Origin of the sequence: Niallia sp. RD1 (assembly GCF_024219955.1) — a bacterium.
Lineage (GTDB): Bacteria > Bacillota > Bacilli > Bacillales > Cytobacillaceae > Niallia > Niallia alba.
On record NZ_CP100420.1, the window covers coordinates 1,928,718 to 1,940,658 of the forward strand.

The 11,941-nt window shown below is 41.8% G+C and carries 7 protein-coding genes, 4 rRNA genes and 1 riboswitch; of the genes, 10 read left to right on the top strand and 1 reads right to left on the bottom strand.

Features of this window, described 5'->3' with window-relative positions:
* Positions 1–33: 33 nt before the first annotated feature.
* Positions 34–150, top strand: a 5S ribosomal RNA gene (gene rrf / locus NKG37_RS09200).
* A gap of 169 nt (positions 151–319) precedes the next feature.
* On the opposite strand, the gene NKG37_RS09205 is transcribed toward rrf (NKG37_RS09200), so the two are convergent.
* The gene (locus tag NKG37_RS09205) at positions 320–619 is read right to left on the bottom strand and encodes a winged helix-turn-helix transcriptional regulator (protein WP_016205471.1); all 300 of its coding nucleotides are present in this window, start codon (positions 617–619) and stop codon (positions 320–322) included.
* A gap of 372 nt (positions 620–991) precedes the next feature.
* On the opposite strand from NKG37_RS09205, the gene NKG37_RS09210 reads away from it, so the two are divergent.
* The 9 genes from NKG37_RS09210 to purB all read left to right on the top strand — a co-directional run bounded on the left by NKG37_RS09210 (position 992) and on the right by purB (position 11,862).
* On the top strand, positions 992–1,816 hold the full coding sequence (locus tag NKG37_RS09210; protein WP_016205472.1) for an aldo/keto reductase: 825 nt from the start codon (positions 992–994) through the stop codon (positions 1,814–1,816).
* 414 nt (positions 1,817–2,230) lie between these two features.
* A 16S ribosomal RNA gene (locus NKG37_RS09215) occupies positions 2,231–3,780 on the top strand.
* Between the two features lie 478 nt (positions 3,781–4,258).
* Positions 4,259–7,195: ribosomal RNA gene (locus NKG37_RS09220) — 23S ribosomal RNA — on the top strand.
* A gap of 90 nt (positions 7,196–7,285) precedes the next feature.
* Positions 7,286–7,402: ribosomal RNA gene (gene rrf, locus NKG37_RS09225) — 5S ribosomal RNA — on the top strand.
* The 16S, 23S and 5S rRNA genes sit together here, the layout of an rRNA operon.
* A gap of 467 nt (positions 7,403–7,869) precedes the next feature.
* Positions 7,870–8,415 carry a DUF2179 domain-containing protein gene (locus tag NKG37_RS09230; protein WP_169187772.1) on the top strand — a complete coding sequence of 182 codons (546 nt, stop codon included), beginning with the start codon at positions 7,870–7,872 and terminating at the stop codon, positions 8,413–8,415.
* Positions 8,408–8,605: an NETI motif-containing protein gene (locus tag NKG37_RS09235; protein WP_016205028.1), complete on the top strand. Its 198-nt coding sequence runs from the start codon at positions 8,408–8,410 to the stop codon at positions 8,603–8,605. The genes NKG37_RS09230 and NKG37_RS09235 overlap by 8 nt, the downstream gene beginning before the upstream one ends.
* Before the next feature lie 107 nt (positions 8,606–8,712).
* Positions 8,713–8,814, top strand: a riboswitch (purine riboswitch).
* A gap of 122 nt (positions 8,815–8,936) precedes the next feature.
* Positions 8,937–9,425: a 5-(carboxyamino)imidazole ribonucleotide mutase gene (gene purE, locus NKG37_RS09240; RefSeq protein ID WP_169187773.1), complete on the top strand. Its 489-nt coding sequence runs from the start codon at positions 8,937–8,939 to the stop codon at positions 9,423–9,425.
* Positions 9,412–10,566, top strand: coding sequence for a 5-(carboxyamino)imidazole ribonucleotide synthase (gene purK / locus NKG37_RS09245; RefSeq protein ID WP_254416127.1), 1,155 nt, complete (start codon positions 9,412–9,414; stop codon positions 10,564–10,566). Before purE ends, purK begins: the two co-directional genes overlap by 14 nt.
* A gap of 3 nt (positions 10,567–10,569) precedes the next feature.
* A complete protein-coding gene (gene purB, locus NKG37_RS09250; RefSeq protein WP_047944719.1) occupies positions 10,570–11,862 on the top strand; it encodes an adenylosuccinate lyase in 1,293 nt (430 codons plus the stop codon).
* The last annotated feature ends 79 nt before the right edge of the window (positions 11,863–11,941 follow it).

Below are 11,941 nucleotides of genomic sequence, written 5' to 3' on the forward strand. Positions count from 1 at the left end.
TAGTTTTGAGGGAATAACCTCAAAATAAAATAGTCTGGTGGCGATAGCGAGAAGGTCACACCCGTTCCCATACCGAACACGGAAGTTAAGCTTCTCAGCGCCAATGGTAGTTGGGGGTTCTCCCCCTGTGAGAGTAGGACGTCGCCAGGCAATTAAAAAGACCTAAAGGCTTATTGCTTTTAGGTCTTTTTGTATACTATAAAAAGTGATCTTTCTAAATGAATAATGGTAGACCTGACAAATGCCCTGTTATTTTGATGAGTATATAGATGGGATACCGTTTTTAAATGAAGTTTGCTTTATAAACTTATTAAATAGATTATGCCCATTCTGCAGCCCATTTTTTCATTTCCTTTAATACACTATGAAAGGATTCTCCTTTTTCCGTAAGAGAGTATTCGACAGTAATAGGAACTGTGGGTATAGCTGTTCGAATAATAATCCCTTTCTTTTCTAAATGTTTAAGCGTTGTAGTTAAAGAATTAGGGCTTATCCCTTCAATGGACCTCCGTAATTCGTTAAAACGTTTTGTCCCTTCAAATAATTCTCTTAGCACTAGAAAAGACCATTTATTTCCGATGATATCTAGTGTTTTTTCAATTGAGCATGGAATTTCCATTCTATACCTCCTACTTAATAATTCATAGTAAGTTAAATATAAGTAACTATGTCATAAAAATTTCACTACTTACATTATTATATTAAGTCTTGTAAAATATCAATCAAGTAAACCTAGTAGAGTATTCCTTAAAATATTATGCAGCGATTTAGCAAGTTGAAATAGGAAATATACCAATTAATTGAAGTTGTCCTCTAAGGGGGTGGTTTTGGTTATACATAATCTTTATTGGATAAATTGAAGTGAAGGATAAACTTAATGTTTAATCGATTGTATCTGATAGCGAATAAGGAAGAGGCTAGTATTTGTACGTATGAGTTAATTATAAGGATGATAGTAAAAAGATAAACTTACAAAAAGGAGAAATGAAAAATGGAATTTGTTACATTAAATAATGGTTTAAAAATGCCTCAATTAGGTTTTGGTGTTTGGCAAGTTGCAGATGAGCAAGCAACTAGTGCAGTTGCAAAAGCACTAGAAGTAGGTTATCGCTCGATTGATACGGCAATGATTTATAAAAATGAAAAGGGTGTAGGGAAAGCAATAAAAGAATCTTCTGTTCCCCGTGAAGAGTTATTTATTACAACAAAGGTTTGGAACAGTGATCAAGGTTATGAAAATACATTAAAGGCTTTTGATGAAAGTTTAGAAAGATTAGGTCTTGAATATGTGGATTTATATTTAATTCATTGGCCAACTCCTCAATTTGATGGTTATGTGGATACATACAAAGCTTTAGAAAAATTATATAAGGATGGAAAAGTGAAGGCTATTGGAGTTTGTAACTTTGAAATTGAACATTTAGAGCGGATATTAAATGAATGTGAAGTAAAACCTGTTCTAAATCAGGTGGAATGTCATCCATACTTAGCTCAAAAGGAACTAAAGGAGTATTGTGCAAAGCATGATATTTTTGTAGAAGCGTGGAGTCCGTTAGATCAGGGTGGAGAAGTATTGCAAGATGAAGTGATTAAAAATATTGCAGATGCACATAAAAAAACACCAGCTCAAGTTGTATTGCGCTGGCATTTACAAAACCATACAATTGTAATTCCTAAGTCTGTTACTCCATCAAGAATTGAAGAAAACTTCCAGGTATTTGATTTCGAATTAGATGTAAATGAAGTGAATTCGATTAATCAATTAAATATTAATAGACGTAAAGGGTCTCACCCTAACGATATGCATGTCCGCTAGAATATTGCTTTTCTCTATGAAATAATGAAGGTAGTTTGTTGGGAGAAGGGGTTATTTCTCTCTTCTCCTATATAATTTAATTTCAGAGATGTTTATTTTAAAATTAGGAATAATTTATTTTTATTTTTTTTGAATAAACTGCTGACAAAAGGGTAATAACCTGTTATTATATAAAAGTTGCTTCTAAAGCGACGCCGGTATGATAGTTTGACAGTTGAATTTTTTTAAAAAAAGTTATTGACTTTCAAATGAACATTGTGATATTATATAAAAGTTGCCTCTGATAAGCAACAAACAAATTGCTCTTTGAAAACTGAACAAACAAACGTCAACAATAATCGTTTTATAACGAACGTTATAGAACAAAAACAAGTAACAAAAAAGCTAGAGTTTAGCAATGAGCTAATCAACTCTTTATTGGAGAGTTTGATCCTGGCTCAGGACGAACGCTGGCGGCGTGCCTAATACATGCAAGTCGAGCGGACTTTAAAAGCTTGCTTTTAAAGTTAGCGGCGGACGGGTGAGTAACACGTGGGCAACCTGCCTGTAAGACTGGGATAACTTCGGGAAACCGGAGCTAATACCGGATAATTCTTTCCACCACATGGTGGAAAGCTGAAAGACGGCATCTCGCTGTCACTTACAGATGGGCCCGCGGCGCATTAGCTAGTTGGTGAGGTAACGGCTCACCAAGGCAACGATGCGTAGCCGACCTGAGAGGGTGATCGGCCACACTGGGACTGAGACACGGCCCAGACTCCTACGGGAGGCAGCAGTAGGGAATCTTCCGCAATGGACGAAAGTCTGACGGAGCAACGCCGCGTGAGTGATGAAGGTTTTCGGATCGTAAAGCTCTGTTGTTAGGGAAGAACAAGTACAAGAGTAACTGCTTGTACCTTGACGGTACCTAACCAGAAAGCCACGGCTAACTACGTGCCAGCAGCCGCGGTAATACGTAGGTGGCAAGCGTTGTCCGGAATTATTGGGCGTAAAGCGCGCGCAGGCGGTCCTTTAAGTCTGATGTGAAAGCCCACGGCTCAACCGTGGAGGGTCATTGGAAACTGGGGGACTTGAGTGCAGAAGAGAAGAGTGGAATTCCACGTGTAGCGGTGAAATGCGTAGAGATGTGGAGGAACACCAGTGGCGAAGGCGACTCTTTGGTCTGTAACTGACGCTGAGGCGCGAAAGCGTGGGGAGCAAACAGGATTAGATACCCTGGTAGTCCACGCCGTAAACGATGAGTGCTAAGTGTTAGAGGGTTTCCGCCCTTTAGTGCTGCAGCAAACGCATTAAGCACTCCGCCTGGGGAGTACGGCCGCAAGGCTGAAACTCAAAGGAATTGACGGGGGCCCGCACAAGCGGTGGAGCATGTGGTTTAATTCGAAGCAACGCGAAGAACCTTACCAGGTCTTGACATCCTCTGACACTCCTAGAGATAGGACGTTCCCCTTCGGGGGACAGAGTGACAGGTGGTGCATGGTTGTCGTCAGCTCGTGTCGTGAGATGTTGGGTTAAGTCCCGCAACGAGCGCAACCCTTGATCTTAGTTGCCAGCATTAAGTTGGGCACTCTAAGGTGACTGCCGGTGACAAACCGGAGGAAGGTGGGGATGACGTCAAATCATCATGCCCCTTATGACCTGGGCTACACACGTGCTACAATGGATGGTACAAAGGGCAGCAAAACCGCGAGGTCGAGCAAATCCCATAAAACCATTCTCAGTTCGGATTGTAGGCTGCAACTCGCCTACATGAAGCTGGAATCGCTAGTAATCGCGGATCAGCATGCCGCGGTGAATACGTTCCCGGGCCTTGTACACACCGCCCGTCACACCACGAGAGTTTGTAACACCCGAAGTCGGTGGGGTAACCTTTTTGGAGCCAGCCGCCTAAGGTGGGATAGATGATTGGGGTGAAGTCGTAACAAGGTAGCCGTATCGGAAGGTGCGGCTGGATCACCTCCTTTCTAAGGAAAATGGAATTTACATTCCATCATAGATTGTTGACGATTTGTTGTTCAGTTTTGAGGGAGCAATTAATTCCTCAAAACAGTAAGAAGTTTGAGGGTAAAGAGAAACAAGTAGATCAAGGAAGTGCCTGAGTGAGCACCGGAGCGTACGACAGTACGTGAGGAGCAGAGCAAAGAAGCTGACGAAGAGATGCGAAGTTTATCTTTAGCCGAAATTGTTCCTTGAAAACTAGATTATGAATAGTAAAAACAAGAAAGAAACCGAGTAATCGCCATCTTAGATTCTCTATGTTAGAGAATTATTTCTTTGAAAAGTAATCGTATTAAACGAATACCTATTCAAAGAATGGAGGGTAAAGAGAAACGAGCAGGTCAAGGAAGCGACGGAGCGAGCACCGGAGCGTACGACAGTACGTGAGGAGCAGAGTGAAGAAGCTGACGAAGAGATGTGAAGTTTATCTTTAGCCGACAACTAAGTTAAGTTAGAAAGGGCGCACGGTGGATGCCTTGGCACTAGGAGCCGATGAAGGACGGGATTAACACCGATATGCTTTGGGGAGCTGTAAGTAAGCTTTGATCCAGAGATTTCCGAATGGGGAAACCCTCTATCCGTAATGGGATAGAATCTTTACCTGAATACATAGGGTACTGAAGGCAGACCCGGGGAACTGAAACATCTAAGTACCCGGAGGAAGAGAAAGCAAACGCGATTCCCTGAGTAGCGGCGAGCGAAACGGGATTAGCCCAAACCAAGAGGCTTGCCTCTTGGGGTTGTAGGACACTCTATATGGAGTTACAAAGGAACGGGGTAGACGAATCGATCTGGAAAGGTCAGTCGTAGAAGGTAAAAACCCTGTAGTCGAAACTTCGTTCCCTCTTGAGTGTATCCTGAGTACGGCGGGACACGAGAAATCCCGTCGGAAGCAGGGAGGACCATCTCCCAAGGCTAAATACTCCCTAGTGACCGATAGTGAACCAGTACCGTGAGGGAAAGGTGAAAAGCACCCCGGAAGGGGAGTGAAATAGATCCTGAAACCGTGTGCCTACAAGTAGTTAGAGCCCATTTATGGGTGATAGCGTGCCTTTTGTAGAATGAACCGGCGAGTTACGATTACATGCGAGGTTAAGTTGAAGAGACGGAGCCGCAGCGAAAGCGAGTCTGAATAGGGCGAAATAGTATGTGGTTGTAGACCCGAAACCAGGTGATCTACCCATGTCCAGGGTGAAGTCCAGGTAACACTGGATGGAGGCCCGAACCCACGCACGTTGAAAAGTGCGGGGATGAGGTGTGGGTAGCGGAGAAATTCCAATCGAACTTGGAGATAGCTGGTTCTCTCCGAAATAGCTTTAGGGCTAGCCTCAAGATTTAGAGTATTGGAGGTAGAGCACTGTTTGGACTAGGGGCCCCCATCGGGTTACCGAATTCAGACAAACTCCGAATGCCAAATACTTATTCTTGGGAGTCAGACTACGAGTGATAAGATCCGTGGTCAAGAGGGAAACAGCCCAGACCACCAGCTAAGGTCCCAAAGTATACGTTAAGTGGAAAAGGATGTGGAGTTGCTTAGACAACCAGGATGTTGGCTTAGAAGCAGCCACCATTTAAAGAGTGCGTAATAGCTCACTGGTCGAGTGACTCTGCGCCGAAAATGTACCGGGGCTAAACGTATCACCGAAGCTGTGGATTGACATCTATGATGTCAGTGGTAGGAGAGCGTTCTAAGGGCGTTGAAGCTAGACCGTAAGGACTGGTGGAGCGCTTAGAAGTGAGAATGCCGGTATGAGTAGCGAAAGATGAGTGAGAATCTCATCCACCGAATGCCTAAGGTTTCCTGAGGAAGGCTCGTCCGCTCAGGGTTAGTCGGGACCTAAGCCGAGGCTGAAAAGCGTAGGCGATGGACAACAGGTTGATATTCCTGTACCACCTTTAAATCGTTTGAGCAATGGGGGGGACGCAGGAGGATAGGGTAAGCGTGCTGTTGGATTAGCACGTCCAAGCAGTTAGGCTGGTAATGAGGCAAATCCCATTACCACATAAGCGGAGCTGTGACGGCGAGGGAAATATAGTACCGAAGTTCCTGATTCCACACTGCCAAGAAAAGCCTCTAGCGAGATTTAGGGTGCCCGTACCGCAAACCGACACAGGTAGGCGAGGAGAGAATCCTAAGGTGAGCGAGAGAACTCTCGTTAAGGAACTCGGCAAAATGACCCCGTAACTTCGGGAGAAGGGGTGCTCTTGCGGGTGCAAGCCTGCGAGAGCCGCAGTGAATAGGCCCAGGCGACTGTTTAGCAAAAACACAGGTCTCTGCGAAGCCGCAAGGCGAAGTATAGGGGCTGACACCTGCCCGGTGCTGGAAGGTTAAGAGGAGGGGTTAGCACGTTAGTGCGAAGCTCTGAATTGAAGCCCCAGTAAACGGCGGCCGTAACTATAACGGTCCTAAGGTAGCGAAATTCCTTGTCGGGTAAGTTCCGACCCGCACGAAAGGTGTAACGATCTGGGCACTGTCTCAACGAGAGACTCGGTGAAATTATAGTACCTGTGAAGATGCAGGTTACCCGCGACAGGACGGAAAGACCCCGTGGAGCTTTACTGCAGCCTGATATTGAATTTTGGTACAGCTTGTACAGGATAGGTAGGAGCCTTGGAAGCCGGAGCGCCAGCTTCGGTGGAGGCATTGGTGGGATACTACCCTGGCTGTATTGACATTCTAACCCGCACCCCTGATCGGGGTGGGAGACAGTGTCAGGTGGGCAGTTTGACTGGGGCGGTCGCCTCCTAAAAAGTAACGGAGGCGCCCAAAGGTTCCCTCAGAATGGTTGGAAATCATTCGTAGAGTGTAAAGGCACAAGGGAGCTTGACTGCGAGACCTACAAGTCGAGCAGGGACGAAAGTCGGGCTTAGTGATCCGGTGGTTCCGCATGGAAGGGCCATCGCTCAACGGATAAAAGCTACCCCGGGGATAACAGGCTTATCTCCCCCAAGAGTCCACATCGACGGGGAGGTTTGGCACCTCGATGTCGGCTCATCGCATCCTGGGGCTGTAGTCGGTCCCAAGGGTTGGGCTGTTCGCCCATTAAAGCGGTACGCGAGCTGGGTTCAGAACGTCGTGAGACAGTTCGGTCCCTATCCGTCGTGGGCGTAGGAAATTTGAGAGGAGCTGTCCTTAGTACGAGAGGACCGGGATGGACGCACCGCTGGTGTACCAGTTGTCTTGCCAAAGGCATCGCTGGGTAGCTATGTGCGGAAGGGATAAGTGCTGAAAGCATCTAAGCATGAAGCCCCCCTCAAGATGAGATTTCCCATAGCGTAAGCTAGTAAGATCCCTGAAAGATGATCAGGTTGATAGGTCAGAGATGGAAGCGTGGCGACATGTGGAGTTGACTGATACTAATAGATCGAGGACTTAACTAAAAAACTCTTAGCGTAAGCTAAGAAAGATTACTTATTTCTTTCTTTTACTTCATAATCTAGTTTTGAGGGAATAACCTCAAAATAAAATAGTCTGGTGGCGATAGCGAGAAGGTCACACCCGTTCCCATACCGAACACGGAAGTTAAGCTTCTCAGCGCCGATGGTAGTTGGGGGTTCCCCCCCTGTGAGAGTAGGACGTCGCCAGGCAAATGAAAAGACCTAAAGGCTTATTGCTTTTAGGTCTTTTTTTGAACGTTAGCAAACTAAATAGCTAATAGATAGTTTGGAACATAAATATCATGATTTGCTCATATCTTTGTGATTTTGACCATATATTTTTTGGTGGATCATATTGTGATCTTTGGATTATATCGTATTAGACCTATTCCCTCAACTAAAGGCCTAATAGGTGGATGCTAACAAAATAGTACATACTTATTACTCTTCATCATATCTTTTCTTATAGAAACAACAAAAATCCTTCACACTCGTTTTTCAATTAGAACTAAGCCACCATATTACACATAAAAAAATCCGACTTTCTTCTATTATATAGGAACTTTTCAGATTTATCTGTCTTTTGTCAAGGGAGATAAAATTGTTTACTTCTCTCGCATTAGGTAATTATAAGTATGATATAGGAATTATAAATACATATGGGAGTGAGAAAATGTATGTTTGAAAATAGTGCTACAATGATATTTATTATTCTCGTAATTAATATTGTTTATGTTTCTTTCTTTACGATACGGATGATACTAACTTTAAAGGGGCAACGTTATCTAGCTGCCTTTATCAGTATGATAGAGGTAGTCGTTTATGTTATTGGTTTAGGATTAGTTTTAGATAATTTGGATCAAATTCAAAACTTGATTGCCTATGCGGTTGGATATGGAATAGGAGTCGTAGTTGGAATGAAGATTGAGGAAAAGCTGGCTTTAGGATATATTACTGTTAATGTAATAACGAAGGAATATGATCGTGATTTGCCCAATTCCTTAAGAACAAAAGGTTATGGTGTGACTACGTGGGCAGCACAGGGCTTGGAAGGTGACCGTATGTCCTTGCAAATATTGACTCCGCGAAAATATGAATTAAAATTATATCAAACAATTAAAGAACTAGACCCAAAAGCATTTATTATTGCATATGAGCCTAAAACAATTTATGGCGGATTTTGGGTGAAAAGTGTCAAGAAAGGAAAATTATTTAATGAGTAAGAAAAAAAGATTTGAAGTGCAAACAAATGAGTCAATTAATGACTGTTTAGACAGAATGAAGAAGGAAGGTTATACACCGATAAAGCGATTGGAAAAGCCTGTTTTTAAAGAAGTAAAGGGGAACGGTCATATGACTTATGAGCCAGTATCACAGCAAATAATCTTTGAAGCTGTACAGTTAGAAAGTTAAATCACGAACAATAAAAATGAATTTATATTAATCGTTCGACATTTACTGTTGACAACATATAAATATGCTTGTTAAGATGGTATAGTGTTAGTAAACAAGATAATAAATAAAATTAATTGAATAGCCCTCATATAATAATGGGAATATGGTCCATAAGTTTCTACCCAGTAACCGTAAAATACTGGACTATGAGGGAAAGTGAATGAAAAAGAGCTGAAAAAAGTAGAAGTTTATTTTTTCAGGTTTATTAAGCTCTGGACAGATACTTTCTCTCTTTTAGTGTAGAAGTTTTCTGTCTAGGGCTTTTTTAAATGGAATCAGGAGGGAGAACATGACCGCATCTGTTGGTGTTATCATGGGGAGTAAATCAGATTGGGAAACAATGAAACATGCTTGTAGCATATTAGATCAGCTAGAAGTAGCCTATGAGAAAAAAGTAGTCTCAGCTCATCGTACTCCTGACTTAATGTTTGAATATGCAGAAAGTGCTAGAAATAGAGGGATTAAAGTAATTATTGCAGGAGCTGGCGGAGCAGCACACCTTCCAGGAATGGTCGCAGCTAAGACGACTTTACCAGTTATAGGAGTCCCTGTTCAATCAAAAGCTTTAAATGGACTTGATTCCTTATTGTCAATTGTACAAATGCCTGGAGGAGTTCCTGTTGCAACTGTAGCAATTGGAAAAGCAGGTTCTACAAATGCAGGACTTCTTGCAGCCCAAATAATTGGAACTACAGACTTAGGATTAGCAGAAAGACTTTTTTCCATGAGAGAAAGAACGAAAAAAGAAGTGATGGAAAGTAGTGATGAGCTTGTCTAATAGAATAATACTGCCAGGTCAAACAATTGGCATTATAGGTGGCGGCCAGTTAGGGCGTATGATGGCAATTGCAGCAAAAGCACAGGGATTTAGAATTGCCGTGTTAGATCCTACAGAAGACTCACCTTGTGGCCAGGTAGCTGATTATAAAATTGTAGATGCCTATGATAGTCTATCAGCAATTAAGAAGTTAGCGGAAATTAGTGATGTCATTACGTATGAATTTGAAAATATAGATGCAGCTTGTCTCGATTGGCTAACGAACAATACTTATGTTCCACAAGGCTCTGCCTTACTTGAAATTACGCAGGATCGTGTGAAAGAGAAACAGGCAATAGAGCAAGCTGGTATCAAAATAGCTCCATATGTTGTTGTCGAAAAAACGAGTGATATTTATAATGGAATAGCACAATTAGGCTATCCAGCTGTTTTAAAAACAGCGCGTGGAGGTTATGATGGAAAAGGTCAATATGTTATTAGAGAAAGCAGTCAAATAACAGATGCGGAAAAGCTTTTAAATAGTGGTGTTTGTGTATTAGAAAAATGGATTCCTTTTGAAAAGGAAATATCAGTTATTATCACGAGAAGTGGAAAAGGAGAATCTACAGTTTTTCCAGTTAGTGAAAATATCCATCTTAATAATATTTTACATGAATCAATTGTTCCAGCTCGAATTAGTGACTTCGCAAAGGACTTAGCGATAGAAAAAGCGAGCAAGTTAGCTGAGTACTTACATTTAGTAGGAACGCTAGCTGTAGAAATGTTCTTGACGGAAGCCGAAGAGATTTATATTAATGAGTTGGCTCCTAGACCACATAATTCGGGGCATTATACAATTGAGGCATGTGAAACCTCACAGTTTGAGCAGCATATCCGTGCAGTGTGTAATTGGCCGTTAGCAAGCACTAGATTATTAAGACCTGCTGTTATGGTTAATATTCTCGGTCAGCACCAAGGAAAGGTAATCGGACAAATTCCTGAGTTACAGGATTGGAAGATTCATCTTTATGGAAAACAGGATCCTAAAGAAAATAGAAAGATGGGGCATGCTACTTTGCTTCGTTCTTCTGTTGAAATGGCTTTGGATGAAATCGAGAATACGCACATATGGAAGGTACAGAAAGAAAAAATCGGAGGATAAACAATGATTGATCGTTACACAAGACCCGAAATGGGAAACATTTGGACAGAGGAAAATCGCTTTAAAGCATGGTTAGAGGTAGAAATTTTAGCATGTGAGGCTTGGGTAAAGCTTGGTGAGATTCCAGAAGAGGATGTAAAAAAAATCCGTGAAAATGCTTCTTTTGATATCGAGCGTATTAAAGAAATAGAAATGGATACAAGACATGATGTTGTAGCATTTACTAGAGCGGTATCGGAAACGCTTGGAGAAGAACGAAAATGGGTGCATTATGGTTTAACTTCTACAGATGTTGTAGATACAGCACTTTCCTACTTAATTAAACAAGCAAATGAAATTTTGTTAAAAGACATAGAGAACTTTATTGAAATTCTGAAGAATAAAGCACAAGAGCATAAATACACCGTTATGATGGGGCGTACACATGGGGTGCATGCAGAACCAACTACTTTTGGTTTAAAGCTTGCTTTATGGCATGAGGAAATGAAACGTAACCTTGAGAGATTTAAGGCAGCTGCTGAAGGAATTGAATATGGCAAAATTTCTGGTGCAGTTGGAACTTATGCAAATATTGATCCTTTTGTAGAACAATATGTATGTAAAGAATTGGGGATTAAGCCAGCTCCGATTTCTACGCAAACATTACAGCGTGATCGTCATGCGGATTATATGTCAACACTAGCATTAATCGCTACATCTATTGAAAAATTTGCAGTGGAAATTCGTGGACTGCAAAAAAGTGAAACTAGAGAAGTGGAAGAGTTTTTCGCCAAAGGACAAAAAGGTTCCTCGGCTATGCCGCATAAGCGTAACCCAATTGGTTCAGAAAACATGGCAGGTCTTGCTCGTGTTATACGTGGCTATATGCTGACTGCCTATGAAAATGTTCCTCTATGGCATGAAAGAGATATTTCTCATTCATCTGCAGAGCGAATCATTATTCCTGATGCAACAATTGCCTTAAATTATATGTTAAATCGTTTTGGCAATATCGTGAAAAATTTAACTGTATTCCCAGAGAATATGAAACGTAATATGGATCGTACGCTTGGCTTAATTTACTCACAACGAGTATTACTTGCTCTAATTGATAAGGGGCTTACAAGAGAAGAGGCGTATGATACTGTACAGCCTAGAGCAATGGAATCATGGGAAAAGCAAGTACCGTTCCGTGAGCTGGTGGATAATGATGCAGTCATTTCTTCTAAGTTAACAAAAGAAGAGATTGATGATTGTTTTGATTATCACTTCCATATTAAACATGTTGATACGATTTTTGATCGTCTTGGCCTATAAAAAAATAAGAGCTGTCACATAAAATGACAGCTCTACTATAAATTATGAAAACAGAATATACCGAATTTTGAGTAAGGAA

Bases quoted from the DNA above. Each gene is read 5' to 3' on its own strand.
- NKG37_RS09230 (WP_169187772.1), top strand. From the start codon at position 7,870: ATGTTTGAAAATAGTGCTACAATGATATTTATTATTCTCGTAATTAAT.
- NKG37_RS09210 (WP_016205472.1), top strand. From the start codon at position 992: ATGGAATTTGTTACATTAAATAATGGTTTAAAAATGCCTCAATTAGGT.
- NKG37_RS09205 (WP_016205471.1), bottom strand. From the start codon at position 619: ATGGAAATTCCATGCTCAATTGAAAAAACACTAGATATCATCGGAAAT.
- purB (WP_047944719.1), top strand. From the start codon at position 10,570: ATGATTGATCGTTACACAAGACCCGAAATGGGAAACATTTGGACAGAG.
- purE (WP_169187773.1), top strand. From the start codon at position 8,937: ATGACCGCATCTGTTGGTGTTATCATGGGGAGTAAATCAGATTGGGAA.
- NKG37_RS09235 (WP_016205028.1), top strand. From the start codon at position 8,408: ATGAGTAAGAAAAAAAGATTTGAAGTGCAAACAAATGAGTCAATTAAT.
- purK (WP_254416127.1), top strand. From the start codon at position 9,412: ATGAGCTTGTCTAATAGAATAATACTGCCAGGTCAAACAATTGGCATT.